General features: G+C 58.2%; 17 protein-coding genes. 12 read left to right on the forward strand and 5 right to left on the reverse strand.

Annotation, left to right across the window (positions count from 1 at the left end):
• The first annotated feature begins 194 nt into the window (after positions 1 to 194).
• Entirely contained in the window at positions 195 to 2,633 is a 2,439-nt protein-coding gene (locus ACW9IR_RS10060; RefSeq protein ID WP_038361727.1) for a Lon protease family protein, read from the forward strand.
• Between the two features lie 309 nt (positions 2,634 to 2,942).
• On the forward strand, positions 2,943 to 3,260 hold the full coding sequence (locus tag ACW9IR_RS10065) for a PA4575 family protein (RefSeq protein ID WP_095121723.1): 318 nt from the start codon (positions 2,943 to 2,945) through the stop codon (positions 3,258 to 3,260).
• 51 nt (positions 3,261 to 3,311) lie between these two features.
• On the opposite strand, the gene ACW9IR_RS10070 is transcribed toward ACW9IR_RS10065, so the two are convergent.
• A complete protein-coding gene (locus ACW9IR_RS10070) occupies positions 3,312 to 5,141 on the reverse strand; it encodes a hypothetical protein (RefSeq protein WP_457463016.1) in 1,830 nt (609 codons plus the stop codon).
• A gap of 161 nt (positions 5,142 to 5,302) precedes the next feature.
• Between ACW9IR_RS10070 and ACW9IR_RS10075 the strand changes: the two genes are divergently transcribed.
• The 3 genes from ACW9IR_RS10075 (at position 5,303) to ACW9IR_RS10085 (ending at position 6,972) form a co-directional block, all read left to right on the forward strand.
• Positions 5,303 to 5,791 carry a TIGR00645 family protein gene (locus tag ACW9IR_RS10075; protein ID WP_064392393.1) on the forward strand — a complete coding sequence of 163 codons (489 nt, stop codon included), beginning with the start codon at positions 5,303 to 5,305 and terminating at the stop codon, positions 5,789 to 5,791.
• Positions 5,792 to 5,926: 135 nt separating this feature from the next.
• Positions 5,927 to 6,232, forward strand: coding sequence for a DUF6482 family protein (locus ACW9IR_RS10080; protein ID WP_095121727.1), 306 nt, complete (start codon positions 5,927 to 5,929; stop codon positions 6,230 to 6,232).
• Positions 6,233 to 6,354: 122 nt separating this feature from the next.
• Positions 6,355 to 6,972: an FKBP-type peptidyl-prolyl cis-trans isomerase gene (locus ACW9IR_RS10085; protein ID WP_008078561.1), complete on the forward strand. Its 618-nt coding sequence runs from the start codon at positions 6,355 to 6,357 to the stop codon at positions 6,970 to 6,972.
• A 132-nt stretch (positions 6,973 to 7,104) separates the two neighbouring features.
• Here ACW9IR_RS10085 and ACW9IR_RS10090 read toward each other — a convergent pair whose 3' ends face one another.
• The 3 genes from ACW9IR_RS10090 to ACW9IR_RS10100 form a co-directional block, all read right to left on the reverse strand.
• Positions 7,105 to 7,362: a PA4570 family protein gene (locus ACW9IR_RS10090; protein ID WP_034153845.1), complete on the reverse strand. Its 258-nt coding sequence runs from the start codon at positions 7,360 to 7,362 to the stop codon at positions 7,105 to 7,107.
• A 205-nt stretch (positions 7,363 to 7,567) separates the two neighbouring features.
• On the reverse strand, positions 7,568 to 7,909 hold the full coding sequence (locus ACW9IR_RS10095; protein ID WP_102900533.1) for a zinc ribbon domain-containing protein YjdM: 342 nt from the start codon (positions 7,907 to 7,909) through the stop codon (positions 7,568 to 7,570).
• 126 nt (positions 7,910 to 8,035) lie between these two features.
• Positions 8,036 to 9,004, reverse strand: coding sequence for a polyprenyl synthetase family protein (locus tag ACW9IR_RS10100; RefSeq protein ID WP_007909817.1), 969 nt, complete (start codon positions 9,002 to 9,004; stop codon positions 8,036 to 8,038).
• Positions 9,005 to 9,243: 239 nt separating this feature from the next.
• Here ACW9IR_RS10100 and rplU point away from each other — a divergent pair, with 239 nt between their 5' ends.
• The 5 genes from rplU to ACW9IR_RS10125 all read left to right on the forward strand — a co-directional run bounded on the left by rplU (position 9,244) and on the right by ACW9IR_RS10125 (position 12,987).
• Complete coding sequence (rplU, locus tag ACW9IR_RS10105) at positions 9,244 to 9,558, forward strand: 50S ribosomal protein L21 (RefSeq protein ID WP_003176051.1); 315 nt, start codon at positions 9,244 to 9,246, stop codon at positions 9,556 to 9,558.
• 34 nt (positions 9,559 to 9,592) lie between these two features.
• Positions 9,593 to 9,850 carry a 50S ribosomal protein L27 gene (rpmA, locus tag ACW9IR_RS10110; protein WP_003176049.1) on the forward strand — a complete coding sequence of 86 codons (258 nt, stop codon included), beginning with the start codon at positions 9,593 to 9,595 and terminating at the stop codon, positions 9,848 to 9,850.
• A gap of 193 nt (positions 9,851 to 10,043) precedes the next feature.
• Positions 10,044 to 11,267: an Obg family GTPase CgtA gene (cgtA, locus tag ACW9IR_RS10115; RefSeq protein WP_016986202.1), complete on the forward strand. Its 1,224-nt coding sequence runs from the start codon at positions 10,044 to 10,046 to the stop codon at positions 11,265 to 11,267.
• A gap of 123 nt (positions 11,268 to 11,390) precedes the next feature.
• Positions 11,391 to 12,509 carry a glutamate 5-kinase gene (proB, locus tag ACW9IR_RS10120; protein ID WP_042561149.1) on the forward strand — a complete coding sequence of 373 codons (1,119 nt, stop codon included), beginning with the start codon at positions 11,391 to 11,393 and terminating at the stop codon, positions 12,507 to 12,509.
• Positions 12,510 to 12,519: 10 nt separating this feature from the next.
• Entirely contained in the window at positions 12,520 to 12,987 is a 468-nt protein-coding gene (locus tag ACW9IR_RS10125) for a CreA family protein (RefSeq protein ID WP_102900531.1), read from the forward strand.
• Positions 12,988 to 13,169: 182 nt separating this feature from the next.
• Here the strand turns inward: ACW9IR_RS10125 and rpsT are convergent, their stop codons facing one another.
• Entirely contained in the window at positions 13,170 to 13,442 is a 273-nt protein-coding gene (gene rpsT / locus ACW9IR_RS10130) for a 30S ribosomal protein S20 (protein WP_003228351.1), read from the reverse strand.
• Positions 13,443 to 13,694: 252 nt separating this feature from the next.
• On the opposite strand from rpsT, the gene murJ reads away from it, so the two are divergent.
• A complete protein-coding gene (gene murJ, locus ACW9IR_RS10135) occupies positions 13,695 to 15,233 on the forward strand; it encodes a murein biosynthesis integral membrane protein MurJ (RefSeq protein ID WP_102900530.1) in 1,539 nt (512 codons plus the stop codon).
• Positions 15,234 to 15,362: 129 nt separating this feature from the next.
• On the forward strand, positions 15,363 to 16,301 hold the full coding sequence (gene ribF, locus ACW9IR_RS10140; RefSeq protein ID WP_457463022.1) for a bifunctional riboflavin kinase/FAD synthetase: 939 nt from the start codon (positions 15,363 to 15,365) through the stop codon (positions 16,299 to 16,301).
• The last annotated feature ends 9 nt before the right edge of the window (positions 16,302 to 16,310 follow it).

The following is a 16,310-nucleotide window of genomic DNA, read 5'->3' on the forward strand; positions in this document are numbered from 1 at the left end:
GCAGTTTGGAGTTTAGGCACGTTCCTGGGGTTCCGTGAGTTTTTACAAAAGATTTGGCGATAACCCCGATTTCATGGGTGCCGGGGCAGGGGCGGGCGGTTGTCTATGCTTTGTAGTGTGGCGCGCCTTGCCAGTGGGGCACGGGCAGCGCCAGAATGCCGCTATCTGCCCCGCCTGATTGTTAAGGAAGCCCGATGCCTGATCCTGTTGCTGCCAGCTTGCGTCTCGCGCCCGAAGCGCTGACCCGTCCGTTTTCCGCTGAACAGTTCAGCTTCACTACCACCAATGATCTGGAGCCCTTTCGCGGTGTGCTCGGCCAGGAACGCGCGGTCGAAGCCTTGCAGTTCGGTGTGGCCATGCCACGCCCCGGTTACAACGTATTCGTCATGGGCGAGCCCGGCACTGGCCGTTTCTCGTTCGTCAAACGCTACCTGAAGGCCGAAGGCAAACGCCTGCAGACCCCGGCGGACTGGGTCTACGTCAATAACTTCGATGAGCCGCGCGAGCCGCGTGCCTTGGAACTGCCTTCGGGCACGGCCGGCGCATTCATCGGTGACATCAACGGTTTGATCGACAACCTGCTGGCGACGTTTCCAGCGGTGTTCGAGCACCCGTCCTATCAGCAAAAGAAAAGCGCCATCGACCGCGCGTTCAACCAGCGCTACGACAAGGCCCTCGACATCATCGAGCGTCTGGCCCTGGAAAAAGACGTCGCCCTGTATCGCGACGCCAGCAACATTGCCTTCACGCCGATGCTCGACGGTAAAGCGCTGGATGAAGCGGAATTCGCTCAGTTGCCGGAAGCCGATCGTGAGCGATTCCACGATGACATTTCCGGCCTCGAAGAGCGCCTGAACGAAGAACTCGCCAGCCTGCCGCAATGGAAGCGTGAGTCGAACAATCAGTTGCGTGCGCTCAACGAAGAAACCATCACCTTGGCCTTGCAGCCATTGTTGTCGCCGTTGTCGGAGAAGTACGCCGAGAACGCTGCGGTCTGCGGTTACCTGCAAGCGATGCAGGTCTATCTGCTGAAAACCGTGGTCGAGCAACTGGTCGACGACAGCAAGACCGACGCTGTTGCGCGCAAGCTGCTGGAAGAGCAATACGCGCCAAGCCTGGTGGTCGGCCATCCGGTGAGTGGCGGTGCGCCGGTGGTGTTCGAGCCGCACCCGACTTACGAAAATCTCTTCGGTCGTATTGAATACACCACCGATCAGGGCGCGCTTTACACCACCTATCGCCAGTTGCGTCCGGGTGCCTTGCACCGCGCCAACGGCGGTTTCCTGATTCTTGAAGCGGAAAAAATGCTCAGCGAGCCGTTCGTGTGGGATGCGCTGAAACGCGCCCTGCAATCGCGCAAGCTGAAAATGGAATCGCCGCTGGGCGAGATGGGTCGTTTCGCCACCGTGACGCTCAACCCGCAGCACATCCCGTTGCAGGTCAAAGTCATCATCATCGGTGCGCGGTCGCTGTACTACACGCTGCAAGACCTTGATCCGGACTTCCAGGAGATGTTCCGCGTCCTCGTGGATTTCGACGAAGACATCCCGATGGTCGACGAGAGCCTGGAGCAATTCGCCCAGCTGTTGAAAACCCGCACGTCGGAAGAGGGCATGGCGCCGCTGACCGCTGATGCGGTGGCGCGTCTGGCGACTTACAGCGCGCGACTGGCCGAGCATCAGGGGCGTTTGTCGGCGCGTATTGGCGATCTGTTCCAGTTGGTCAGCGAAGCGGATTTCATCCGTCACCTGGCCGGCGATGAAATGACTGATGCCGGGCATATCGAACGCGCGCTGAAAGCCAAAGCCACGCGCACCGGTCGAGTGTCGGCACGGATTCTCGACGATATGCTCGCCGGGATCATCCTGATCGACACCGATGGCGCCGCTGTCGGCAAGTGCAACGGTCTGACCGTGCTTGAAGTCGGCGATTCTGCGTTCGGTGTGCCGGCGCGGATTTCCGCCACGGTGTACCCGGGCGGCAGCGGCATCGTCGACATCGAGCGTGAGGTTAACCTCGGTCAGCCGATCCACTCCAAAGGCGTGATGATCCTCACCGGGTATCTGGGCAGCCGTTATGCGCAGGAATTCCCGTTGGCGATTTCCGCGAGCATCGCTTTGGAGCAATCCTACGGTTACGTTGATGGCGACAGTGCGTCGTTGGGCGAGGCGTGCACGCTGATTTCGGCGCTGTCGAAAACCCCGCTCAAGCAGTGCTTCGCGATCACCGGTTCGATCAACCAGTTCGGTGAAGTACAGGCGGTGGGTGGGGTCAACGAGAAGATCGAAGGCTTCTTCCGCCTCTGCGAAGCACGCGGCTTGACCGGCGAGCAGGGCGCGATCATTCCGCAGGCCAACGTCGCCACGCTGATGCTCGATGAGAAAGTACTGGCGGCGGTGCGTGCCGGGCAGTTCCACGTGTACGCGGTGCGTCAGGCCGACGAGGCATTGAGCCTGCTGGTGGGCGAACCGGCGGGTGAACCGAATGCCGATGGCGAATTCCCGGAAGGCAGCATCAACGCACGGGTGGTCGAGCGTCTGCGCGACATCGCCGAGATGATCAGCGAAGAAGACCTCAAGGAAGCCGAGAAGGAGTTGGCCCAAGAGGCGCTGGCCGAAGCCAAACCGGCTTAAGCTTGGCGCGGTCAAACTGTAGGAGTGAGCCTGCTCGCGATAGCGGAGTGTCAGTCGGCGAATAAGTTGCCTGGTTCACCGCTATCGCGAGCAGGCTCACTCCTACATTTGTTTTGTGGTGATCTTCGGAAAATTCGCCACAACTCTGACGCCAATATTCACACAGTGACCATTCGGCGCCTTCTGGTTCTATCTTGCTTGCGCTGCGGACTTTTCTTCTATTCTCAGCTCAAGGATATCGACAGTATCACTGGATCGAGCCAGTCCTCCCGTGGGGGCTGAATACCGGCTTCACCGAGGGTCGCCGCCATGTCGCGCAACCTCTGTCTCACCCGTCAGTGCCTGGGTCTGGTGACCCGAATCGAATGCGCCATCAAGCCGTTGGCCGGCGATAACGGCATGTGGACGCTGCTCTTCGCGGCCGGCATGGCCGGCGAACAACCTTCCGCTATTAAAGCCCAGGGCCCGTTTCATGGGCCGGTCGCCGCCGAATCGATACTCGACACGATCGTTGAAAGCCTGACCTTGCATGGCTACGAACTGGCCGACGATCCGCAGATCTGGAGCCTGCACCTGCAAGCTCAACTGCGGCAGATCAACGGTGGCCGTGGCCGCAGTCTGAATTAGGCTCTACGCCTGTAGGAGCTGTCGCGGGCTGCGATCTTTTGATCTGGCTCTTCAAGGCGCAGTCTCAGGCACCTGCGCCTTGTCGAGTTTGACCTCAAAGCCGTATTGCACGGTGGCAAGGTCAGTTCGCTGATAGGTTTCCACGTGGGTCGGGCGGCCATAGAAGTAATGCACGCCGAACAACGCCGGGCCTTCTGCGCTCGCATCGTGGCTGACCGAGAGGATCTGCTTGAGGTAGTTGCCACTGTCGTCTTTGACGAAGAAGCGCCACTCGTTGGGCGGGAACAGTTTCAGATCCACCACCAATTGGTTGTTCTTGATCTCCAGGCCTTTGGGCAAAGACTTGGCGTCGTATGCCTGTTTGGCAACTGTGGCGAGAAACAGCGGCATTGAGCCGACGGCTATCGCCGGGGTTTCCGGGAACAGGTTCAGGTCGTAAGTGATCGTCGCGCGCAGCGGATCGACTTGATAGGCCTCGGGCGGCAGTTCGATCGGTTCATCGAGCTTGCCACCGCGCTTTTCGGTAAAGAACGTGACCGGACTGACGCCCGGACTGAAGTCATCGCCCAGCAATTCATCATTGAACGTGCGGCGATGGGAGAACTCGATGCGCGCGGCGCTCGGTTCTTCCACGGATTGATGGATGCGAATGCCGGCCTTCAGTTGTTCTTCGGTCAGGCTCGCGCCCTTGAGCCAGTTGACTGCCAGGTCGTCATAAACCGTCACCGACGGATCCAGCGGCTGGATGGTTTTCTCCGTGGTGTGCTGATTGAACGTGCGAATCGGCAGATCCAGCGGTTTACGCGTCACGGTCGCCGAGGAAAAATCCAGCACGCTGACTTCCAGGGTATCGATCGGGCCGTTGAAATAGACCTTGTTGTAGCGACGTGGATGTTTCTCCTCGAATGCCTGCTGCTCTTGCGTGAGCTGCTTTTCCAGCGTATCGCTCCAGCTCTTCTGCTGTTGCAGGTACGCCAGTTGTTTCTGGTAGAAGGCCACTTGCTCCGGGCTTTCGTTGATCGAGCCGGCGCGCACCAGATATTGCCCGGTTTTGTCCCGGGCCTGGACGATCAGCGGATTGAGCTGGGCCTCTGCGACCTCCGCTGCCAGCGGCAAGTTATTGCTGAATTCGACTTCGGCGTAATTCTTTTCAAGCTTCAGCAGTTTGACGCTGAGATTGTCATTGCTGCGGGTCTGGCCGACGTCCTTTTGCGTCAGGTCGAAACTGTACAGGCGGCGCGGGGCGATGACTTCGATCTGGCCTTGCAGGCTGACCGGTTGTGGCAGGGTCTTCTTGTCCACGTCCAGGCCGTCAATGAACGGATAGGTCACGGTCAGGTCATCGGGGTTGGTGACGTTTGAGCTGGAGGGGCTGAGCTGAATGCCCGGATCGGTTTCCGACCATTCCGGCTGATAAGCGATCACGCGTTTGTTGCTCAACGTTACCGACTGCCATTCGACGCCATGGGGGAACAGGAAGCCGCCGGGAATGTTCAGGTTGAACGGGAAGACTGGTTGCAGATCGGTGAGGTAATCGGAGCTGGCGTCCTTGTGCAGCACGAACAGGCCATTGATAAAGGTATCGACCAGGGTCTGCGGGGCAGGGTAGTGCTTGAGCACGGCGAGGGCGTCTTCGCCGTATTCGGTGCGCGGTGGATTGTCGCTGAGTTTGAGTTGCGCCCGTTCGAGCAGCAGCAGTGAGCCGCCGAGTTCGGTGATGGCGTCCTTGAGTTTCGAATCGGTGATGGCGTCCAGCGCCTGTTCGAACTTTGCGGTCTTTTCTTCAAGGCTGGCGACGTGCTTCTCGTCGCCGGGGGAGCAGCCGCTGAGCAACACAGCAAGGCATATTCCGGCGGTCGTTATTGGTAATCGCACATCCATTTCCACGCGTCCTGTCTACAGTCACTGGGCTGTCAATGGTTTGGACACTAGCAGAAAAAAAAACACCCACACACGCAGGTGGCGGATTTTTCGGCGGTTTCTGGCTGTCACAGGTGGCTGTTATACTCGCCGCCATTTCCAGCCCCCCTGTGTGAGACTCAATGGAACGCTTTATCGAAAACGCAATGTACGCCTCGCGCTGGCTGCTGGCGCCGATCTATATCGGGCTGTCCCTCGGGCTGCTGGCACTGGCACTGAAATTTTTCCAGGAAATCATTCATATACTGCCCAACGTGTTCGCGATGGCCGAGTCGGAACTGATTCTGGTGCTGCTGTCGCTGATCGATATGGCGCTGGTCGGCGGCCTGCTGGTCATGGTGATGATTTCCGGCTACGAGAACTTCGTCTCTGAACTGAACATCGATGAAGGCAAGGAAAAGCTCAGCTGGCTCGGCACCATGGACTCTTCGTCGCTGAAGATGAAAGTGGCGGCCTCGATCGTGGCGATCTCTTCGATCCACCTGCTGCGCATCTTCATGGACGCCAAGAACGTCGATCCCGAGCACTTGATGTGGTACGTGATCATCCACATGACCTTCGTCGTTTCGGCGTTCGCCATGGGTTACCTGGACAAGGTCACCAAGCACTGATCAACCGTTGATCGCTGCAAAAACACCGCCCGTCTGTTGCGAAACAGACGGGCGGTGTCGTTTGTGGCTTGTGCTTTGGTGTGCGCAGGCTTATCCCTGTAGAGGTCCTGACTCGCCACGTTGTGAGGTGCGTTCATGAACCTGCAAGAGTTGAATGCGTTTGCCATCGCCAGGAAGGTTGATGAGTTGAACCTGATCTCCATGGAAGGCGGGATTTATCTGCTCGAAGCACGGATGCATGGCGCGGCGTACCCTTTGAGTGATCTCAAAGGCAATATGCTGACGCTACGCTCGGTTGAGCATGCGCGGGATTTGCTGCATGCCTTTCCGGTATTGCCCTTCAACCTCGTACACACCTCGGTACATGATGAAATGTGTGGCTTGGGCCCCAGTGGCGAGGAAAGCCTGAAAGTGCCGCTGGCCTGGCGTTCTGCCCTGTAGGCGTTGCGCGCCATCGCCGGAACATCTGTGCTAGTCTGCTCGCCCTTTTGGTTCCGGGCGCGCCGGGACGCGCTGTGCACGCACGGCAAGTCTTGTGGCCGTCCGCACAGCGGAGCAGTGTCATGTCCGAAGTAAATCTGTCCACCGACGAAACCCGCGTCAGCTACGGCATCGGCCGTCAGCTGGGTGACCAGTTGCGCGACAACCCGCCACCGGGCGTTAGCCTGGACGCGATCCTGGCAGGCCTGACCGACGCGTTCGCCGGTAAGGAAAGCCGTGTGGGTCAGGAAGAAATGTCCGCCAGCTTCAAGGTTATCCGCGAGATCATGCAAGCCGAAGCCGCTGCCAAAGCTGAAGCCGCTGCAGGCGAAGGCCTGGCTTTCCTGGCTGAAAACGCCAAGCGTGACGGCATCACCACCCTGGCTTCCGGCCTGCAATTCGAAGTGCTGACTCAGGGCGAAGGCGCCAAGCCGACCCGTGAAGATCAAGTGCGTACTCACTACCACGGCACACTGATCGACGGCACCGTGTTCGACAGCTCCTACGAGCGTGGCCAGCCTGCAGAATTCCCGGTTGGCGGCGTGATCGCTGGCTGGACCGAAGCCCTGCAACTGATGAATGCCGGCAGCAAATGGCGTCTGTACGTGCCGAGCGAACTGGCTTACGGCGCTCAAGGCGTTGGCAGCATCCCGCCGCACAGCGTTCTGGTATTCGACGTCGAGCTGCTGGACGTTCTGTAAGACCGGGCCTGCCTTGATGGCGGGCTAATGTAGGAGTGAGCCTGCTCGCGATGGCGTTTTTTCAGTCGACTGATTTGTTGTCTGACCCACCGCTATCGCGAGCAGGCTCACTCCTACAGTTTTTACCGCGTTTCATAGTTCTATCTTGTGATGCAGTTCACTGGTCGGGCGCAAGGCCCGGGCATAGCAGAACAGGAACAGATTGCGCACCAGTTCCTTGAGCACCAATGGTTCGCTGGAATTCAGGCTGCTGACGTCCAGATCCCCTTGATCCTGCAGCTCATGCAGGGCTTCTTCTTCAAGTACCGCACAGACCTCGCCGGTTTCCCGATGGAGGATTCTGAGGTAAGGATGTGGGCGGTCCAGCCAGGCGTCGATCAAATAAGTCATGGATCTCATCTCCTTGAAAGGTTTCAATGAGAATAATTCTTATTCGTCAAATAGCAAGCGTCTATTGGCGAATTCTGAAATTTTCCGGGTAAAGATTGCGTAAGGTCAAAACGGCTGGCGTTTGGCTATTTCTTGGTTTTTCTGGGGCGGAGCGGGGAGGGCGAAGCTCCATCCCACGCCTGGCGCGGGATGGATGACAGCGGAATCAGACCTTTCTGACGAACTCGGATTTGAGCTTCATCGGGCCGATACCGTCGATCTTGCAGTCGATGTCGTGGTCGCCATCGCACAAACGGATGTTCTTGACCTTGGTGCCGACCTTGACCACCAGCGAGGTGCCCTTGACCTTCAGATCCTTGATCACGGTGATGGTGTCGCCGTCCTGCAGGACGTTGCCGACCGAATCTTTCTTCACGGCATCATCGGACGCCACTTCGGTTTCGCCACTGGCGGACCACTCGTGGGCGCACTCCGGGCACACCAGTTGGGTACCGTCTTCGTAGGTGTATTCGGAATTGCATTTCGGGCAGGGTGGCAACGTGCTCACTAAGGCTCCTTGGTATGTGGATCGCTAAAAGTCGCACATTGTATAGGGTTTTAATCGCAAGAGGGCAGGCAACAAAAAGCCGCAGGCTTCGAAGGAAGGCTGCGGCTTTTGCTGAGGCTGGCAGAATCAGTGCGTACGGGCGACCGCAAACTCACTCAATTCAACCAGTGCATCACGGTATTCGCTAGCTGGCAGCGCCTCAAGGCACTTGATCGCACGGGCCACGTAATCACGGGCCAGTTGTGCGGTGTACTCCAGCGAACCGGACGCTTCCACGGCAATGCGGATGCTTTCCAGATCTTCGATCCCGCCTTTCTGGATCGCCTGACGCACCAGGGCAGCCTGTTCCGGCGTGCCTTCGCGCATGGTGTAGATCAGCGGCAGAGTCGGTTTGCCTTCGGCCAGATCGTCACCGACGTTCTTGCCCAGGGTTTCCGCGTCGCCCTTGTAGTCGAGCAGATCGTCGACCAGTTGGAACGCTACGCCCAGGTGATCACCGAAAGTACGCAGGGCTTCGCTCTGCTCGGCGGTAGCGCCGGCCAATGCAGCCGCGCTGTGGGTCGAAGCTTCAAAGAGCATCGCGGTCTTGCCGCGGATGACTTCCATGTAGGTTTCTTCGGTGGTGCTGGCGTCGCGAACCTTGGACAGTTGCAGCACTTCGCCTTCGGCGATGATGCGCGTGGCCTGGGAGAGGATCTTCATCACTGGCATCGAGCCCAGTTCGACCATCATTTCGAACGAGCGCGAGTACAGGAAGTCGCCGACCAGCACGCTCGGGGCGTTGCCCCACATGGCGTTGGCGGTCGAGCGGCCACGGCGCATGCCGGACATGTCGACCACGTCGTCATGCAGCAGAGTGGCGGTGTGCAGGAATTCGATGGTGGCGGCCAACAGGCGCATGTCGTCGCCTTCGCGACCCAGGGCCTTGCCACACAGCAACACTAATAAAGGACGCAGACGTTTGCCGCCGGCCGAGGTGATGTAATCGCCGATTTTCGATACCAGCGGTACTCGGGAAGTCAGCTGCTTCTTGATGATGCCGTCGACGGCGCTAAAATCGTCCGCCACCGCGCGGTAGAAAGCTTGGGGTTGCATCAGCGAGAGTCGCTCCAGAAGGGTTGCGCGGCATGCTAGGACCCCCATCCGGACCTGTCAAGGCGCGATGGACGGCCTCTTGCGTGACTCTCGCAGCTTGCGTACAATCGCGCACCCTGAACTTCCTGGGCAGCACCTGCCTTACGCAATTGCAACAGGCCTTCCAGCCTAATGCAGCCATGCCAGCCAATACCTCTTCTTATAAAGAGCTGGGTGAGCAGGATTATCGGAGAAATACCATGTCTTATGCAGTAATCGTTACTGGCGGCAAGCAGTACAAAGTCGCCCCAGGTGAATACCTGAAGATCGAAAAACTGGAAATCGCCACCGGCGAATCCGTTACCTTTGATCGCGTTCTGTTGGTTGCCAATGGCGACGACGTGAATATCGGCGCTCCAGTTGTTGCTGGCGCTACCGTTGTGGCTGAAGTGATCTCCCAAGGTCGTCACGATAAAGTCCGCATCATCAAGTTCCGTCGCCGTAAGCACCACATGAAGCGTATGGGCCACCGCCAGTGGTACACCGAGATCAAAATCACCGGTATTCAGGCTTAATTTCAGCCTAATTCCTCACTAGGAGAATTGACTCATGGCACACAAAAAAGCTGGTGGTAGTACCCGTAACGGTCGCGACTCAGAAGCCAAACGCCTTGGCGTTAAGATGTATGGCGGCCAGAAAATCATTCCGGGCAACATCATCGTGCGTCAGCGCGGCACCCAATTCCACGCTGGCTACGGCGTTGGCATGGGTAAGGATCACACCCTCTTCGCGAAAATCGAAGGCGTGATCAAGTTTGAAGTAAAAGGCGCGTTCAACCGCCGTTACGTGAGCGTTGTCGCAGCTTAATTGCGCGATCGCTGGAAAAGCCCTGTCTCGCGACGGGGCTTTTTCGTTTGTGGGGTGAGTCTCTTGCAAAACTGTTTGTATGGGCTGTCGGCGTGCGATACATGTCGTGTTTTGGGGTCGCTGCGCTCATTTTTGCAAGAGTCTTATGTCTTGATTGTTTTTCGGCTCGTCCGTATGGCGAGAGGCGTTGGTTATGAAGTTTGTTGATGAAGTATCGATTCGCGTAAAGGCTGGTGACGGCGGCAATGGCGCCATGAGTTTCCGTCGGGAAAAATTCATCGAAAACGGTGGCCCGAACGGCGGTGATGGCGGTGACGGCGGTTCCATCTACATGATGGCCGACGAAAACCTCAACACCCTGGTCGACTACCGTTACACCCGGCACTTCGATGCCGAGCGTGGCTCCAACGGCGGCAGCACCGACTGCACCGGTAAAAAAGGCGAAGACCTGATCCTGCGCGTGCCGGTCGGCACCACGGTGATCGACTCTGCCACCCAGGAAGTGATCGGCGACCTGACCAAGGCTGGTCAGAAACTGATGGTAGTGCAGGGCGGCTGGCACGGTCTGGGTAATACCCGTTTCAAATCCAGTACCAACCGTGCGCCGCGTCAGACCACTCCGGGTAAGCCGGGTGAGCAGCGTGATCTGAAACTGGAAATGAAAGTACTGGCTGACGTTGGCCTGCTGGGCTTGCCGAACGCCGGTAAAAGTACCTTTATCCGTTCGGTATCGGCCGCCAAGCCGAAAGTTGCCGATTACCCGTTCACCACGCTGGTGCCGAACCTCGGTGTGGTCAGCGTCGATCGCTGGAAGAGCTTCGTCATTGCCGACATTCCGGGTCTGATCGAAGGCGCTTCCGACGGTGCTGGCCTGGGCATTCGCTTCCTCAAGCACTTGGCGCGTACCCGTCTGTTGCTGCACCTCGTCGACATGGCGCCGCTGGATGACAGCAGTGCGCCGGATGCGGCTGAAGTGATCGTCAACGAGCTGATCAAGTTCAGTCCGTCCCTGGCTGAGCGTGATCGCTGGTTGGTGCTGAACAAGTGCGATCAGATCCTTGAAGAAGAGCACGATGAGCGCGTCAAGGAAATCGTTGATCGCCTTGAGTGGACTGGTCCGGTGTATGTGATCTCGGCGATCGCCAAGATCGGTACCGAGCGTCTGTGCCACGACATCATGCGTTACATGGAAGATCGCGCCGATCGCCTGGCCAATGACCCGGCTTACAAGGAAGAGTTGGCCGATCTCGATCAGCGCATCGAAGACGAAGCCCGTGCGCAACTGCAGGCGCTGGATGACAAGCGTGCCCTGCGTCGCAGCGGCGTGAAGTCGGTCCATGACATCGGCGACGATGATTGGGACGAAGAAGATGTGGATGACGAAGACGGTCCGGAAATCATTTACGTGCGTGACTGATTCGTTGCAGTAAACTTAAGCGCCGCTCAATCGAGCGGCGTTTTAGTATCTGGAAATCGCAAGTCACAAATAACGTCATGGGCGGCGCTGGGTCGCGTTGCCCTCAAGCTAAGGTTGAAGATGATGCGGAGCAAGGTGACAGGTGCGCAGCGTTGGGTCGTGAAGATCGGCAGCGCTTTGCTGACAGCTGATGGCAAGGGGCTGGATCGCGCGGCAATGAGTGTCTGGGTCGAGCAGATGGTGGCCTTGCATGAGGCTGGCGTCGAGTTGGTGCTGGTGTCCTCCGGGGCGGTGGCGGCCGGCATGAGTCGTCTGGGCTGGACCGCACGACCCAGTGCGATGCACGAGCTTCAGGCGGCTGCGGCAATTGGTCAGATGGGTCTGGTGCAGGCGTGGGAGTCGAGCTTCGCTGAGCATGGCCGGCACACTGCACAGATTCTCCTGACCCATGACGACCTGTCTGACCGCAAGCGCTACCTCAATGCCCGTAGCACCCTGCGCGCGCTGGTCGAGCTGAAGGTCATCCCGGTCATCAACGAAAACGACACCGTGGTCACCGACGAAATCCGTTTCGGCGATAACGACACGCTGGCGGCGCTGGTAGCTAACCTGGTCGAGGCGGATCTGCTGGTGATCCTCACTGATCGCGATGGCATGTTCGACGCCGATCCGCGCAACAATCCCGAGGCGCAGCTGATTTACGAAGCGCGCGCCGATGATCCGAGCCTCGATGCGGTGGCGGGCGGCACGGGTGGTGCGCTGGGGCGTGGCGGTATGCAGACCAAGTTGCGAGCGGCGCGACTGGCTGCGCGTTCCGGTGCGCACACTATTATCGTTGGTGGGCGTCTTGAGCGCGTGCTGGATCGTCTGAAGGCGGGCGAGCGTATCGGCACGTTGCTGTCGCCTGAGCGCGGCATGCTCGCGGCGCGCAAGCAATGGCTGGCCGGGCATCTGCAAACTCGCGGCACGCTGGTGCTGGATGATGGTGCGGTGTCGGCGCTGTCGCAGGGCAACAAAAGCCTGCTGCCGGTGGGTGTGAAGCTGGTGCAGGGCAGTTTCCGTCGCGGCGAAATGGTCGTCTGCGTGGCGCCCGATGGTCGTGAGATTGCCCGTGGCCTGGCCAACTACAGTGCGCTGGAAGCACAAAAAATCATCGGTCAGTCGTCGGATGCGATTGTCGGTTTGCTCGGATACATGGCGGAACCTGAACTGGTTCACCGTGACAACCTGATTCTGGTCTAAGGAAAACTCGATGCGTTTAGCAAAAGGATTGTTGGGCTTGCTGATGGCGCTGCCATTGCTCGCCTCGGCCGAGGAAATCGGTCAAGTGTCGACGGTGTTCAAGTTTGTCGGCCCTAACGACCGTATTGTGGTCGAGGCTTTCGATGATCCGAAAGTCGAGGGTGTGACTTGCTACCTGTCGCGCGCCAAGACCGGCGGCGTAAAAGGCGGTTTGGGTCTGGCTGAAGATCGCGCCGAAGCGTCGATCGCCTGTCGTCAGGTGGGTCCGATCAAGTTCAAGGGTGATCTGAAGGATGGCGACGAGGTGTTCAAGGAGCGCACTTCGCTGGTGTTCAAGACCATGCAGGTGGTGCGTTTCCTCGACAAGAAGCGTAATACGCTGGTGTACCTGGTCTACAGCGATCGCTTGATCGAAGGCAGTCCGCAGAATGCCGTGACCGCCATCCCGATCCTGCCGTGGGTGCCCGTCCAGCAATAACACCGCAAATCCAGCTGTAGGAGTGAGCCTGCTCGCGATGGCGTTTGTCAGTCAATATATGCATCGACTGATACAGCGCCATCGCGAGCAGGCTCACTCCTACATTTTTTTGCGCTGGATTCACCAAATTTCAGGCATAAAAAAACCGACCCTAAGGTCGGTTTTTTTAATGACTACGTCGATTAAGCAGCTTCTTTCAGCGCTTTGACGTGGCCATTCAGACGGCTCTTATGACGAGCAGCCTTGTTCTTGTGGATGATGCCTTTATCGGCCATACGGTCGATAACTGGCACAGCCAGAACGTATGCAGCTTGAGCTTTTTCAGCGTCTTTTGCGTCGATGGCTTTAACTACATTCTTGATGTAGGTGCGAACCATGGAACGCAGGCTGGCGTTGTGGCTGCGACGCTTCTCAGCCTGTTTTGCACGTTTTTTGGCGGAAGGTGAGTTGGCCACCGTCGAGCTCCTCGAAAGACTTTTTAGGAAATAGCAAACAAAATAGGCCGCGAATCATGCCGATGAGTTGAAGTCTTGTCAAGGGCACTTGAAACGTTCCGCTAAGTGGTAGGTATAAAGAGGCGGGATATTTATTTCCGGCGCTTGACCTGTAAACTCGCGAGCTTTGGCTCTGTGCTGCTGCGGCGCGGAGTATCGCACAAGTAGGCGCTTTGTTCGCCTGCTGTTTATCGACAGGCACAAATTCCCTCAATGAATCTGCTCAAATCGTTGGCCGCCGTCAGCTCTATCACGATGCTTTCCCGGATTCTGGGCTTTGTTCGTGACACGCTGATTGCTCGTACATTCGGCGCCGGGATGGCGACGGACGCCTTCTTTATCGCCTTCAAATTGCCCAATCTGCTGCGCAGGATCTTCGCCGAAGGAGCTTTCTCTCAAGCTTTCGTACCGATTCTTGCCGAATACAAAAGTCAGCAGGGTGAAGAGGCGACCCGAACCTTTATTGCCTATGTGTCGGGTCTGCTGACGCTGGTGTTGGCGGTAGTGACGGCGTTGGGCATGATCGCCGCACCCTGGGTGATCTGGGCAACGGCTCCGGGCTTTACCGATACGCCGGAAAAATTCCAGCTCACCTCCGATCTGTTGCGGGTGACCTTCCCCTATATATTGCTGATCTCCCTGTCCTCACTGGCGGGCGCGATTCTCAATACCTGGAACCGTTTCTCGGTGCCGGCCTTCGTGCCGACTCTGCTCAACGTCAGCATGATCGTGTTTTCGCTGTTCCTCACACCGTACTTCGATCCACCGGTGATGGCGCTGGGCTGGGCGGTATTGGTCGGCGGCCTGGCGCAGTTGCTCTATCAACTGCCGCACCTGAAAAAGATCGGCATGCTGGTGCTGCCGCGCTTGAATCTGCGCGATAGCGGTGTCTGGCGCGTGATGAAGCAGATGCTGCCGGCGATTCTCGGTGTCTCGGTCAGCCAGATATCGCTGATCATCAACACCATCTTCGCCTCGTTTCTGGTCGCAGGCTCGGTGTCGTGGATGTATTACGCCGATCGCTTGATGGAGTTGCCTTCGGGTGTGCTTGGCGTGGCATTGGGCACGATTCTGCTGCCGACGCTGGCGAAAACTTACGCGAGCAAAGATCGTCATGAGTATTCGCGGATTCTCGATTGGGGCCTGCGTCTGTGCTTTGTACTGGTGCTGCCGTGTGCGCTGGCGCTGGGGATTCTCGCCGAGCCGCTGACTGTTTCGTTATTCCAGTACGGTCAGTTCAGTGGCTTCGACGCCGAAATGACTCAGCGCGCATTGATTGCTTACTCTGTCGGTTTGCTCGGGATTATCGTGATTAAAGTCTTGGCGCCGGGCTTTTATGCGCAACAGAACATCCGTACACCGGTAAAAATCGCAATTTTCACCCTTGTGGTCACTCAGTTGTTCAACCTGGTGCTGATTGGCCCGCTGGCGCACGCGGGGCTGGCACTGGCGATCAGTGCCGGTGCCTGTCTCAACGCCGGATTGCTGTTCTATCAACTGCGCAAACAGCAGATGTATCAGCCGCAGCCGGGTTGGGCCAAGTTCGGTTTCAAACTGGTGATCGCGGTGGCGGTGATGTCGGCAGTGCTGCTGCTTGGCATGCATTTCATGCCTGCGTGGGATCAAGGTCACATGCTTGAGCGCTTCCTGCGTCTTGGCGCTTTGGTGGCTGCCGGCGTAGTGGCGTATTTCGGTATGTTGCTGCTGCTCGGTTTCCGTCTGCGCGATTTCAATCGCAAGGCCTTGAGCTAAGGTTTTACCCCTTATAAACAGGCGCGGGCCGGCAGTTTTGTCGGCTCGTTCACTTTGCGTTACGGTGTTGCCTGTCGTCGGCCGTCGGGTGTGGTTATAATCGACCACTTTATGAGCAAGAAGCGCGTTATGCAGCTGGTTCGAGGCCTCCACAACTTGCGCCCCCAGCATCGGGGCTGCGTCGCCACTATTGGCAACTTTGACGGTGTTCACCGTGGTCACCAGGCTATCCTGGCCCGACTGCGTGAGCGTGCGCTCGAGTTGGGCGTACTCAGCTGCGTGGTGATTTTCGAGCCGCAGCCACGGGAATTCTTTGCCCCCGAGACTGCGCCGGCGCGTCTGGCCCGCTTGCGCGACAAGCTGCAATTGCTGGCCGCCGAAGGCGTTGACCGGGTGTTGTGCCTGGCCTTCAACCAGCGTCTGAGCAAACTCAGCGCCAGTGAGTTCGTCGATACCATCCTCGTTGATGGCCTCGGCGTGCAGCATCTGGAAGTCGGTGACGATTTCCGTTTCGGTTGCGACCGCCTCGGCGACTTCGATTTCCTGTTGCAGGCCGGGCAGATGCACGGTTTTACCGTCGAAGCGGCGCAAACCGTCGAGCTGGACGGCATTCGCGTCAGTAGCACGCAGGTGCGCAACGCGTTGGCCGCCGCCGATTTCGCCTTGGCCGAACGTTTGCTAGGTCGCCCGTACCGGATTGCCGGTCGCGTGCTGCATGGCCAGAAGCTGGCCCGGCAACTGGGTACGCCCACAGCCAATATTCAACTCAAGCGTCGTCGCGTGCCGTTTACCGGGGTGTATCTGGTTGATGTCGATATCGACGGCAAGACCTGGCCCGGCGTCGCCAATATCGGCGTACGGCCCACGGTACAAGGTGATGGCAAGGCCCACCTTGAAGTCCATCTTCTAGATTTTGCCGGCGATCTGTATGACCGGCGTTTGACGGTGGTTTTCCACCAAAAGCTGCGTGAAGAGCAGCGCTTCGCCTCTCTGGAGGCATTGAAAACGGCGATCAATGCGGATGTCGCCACCGCCCGTGCACTAGCCGCACCTAGCGCCCATCGCTAATGAAGAGCC

Source organism: Pseudomonas sp. SDT291_1_S447, assembly GCF_054070155.1.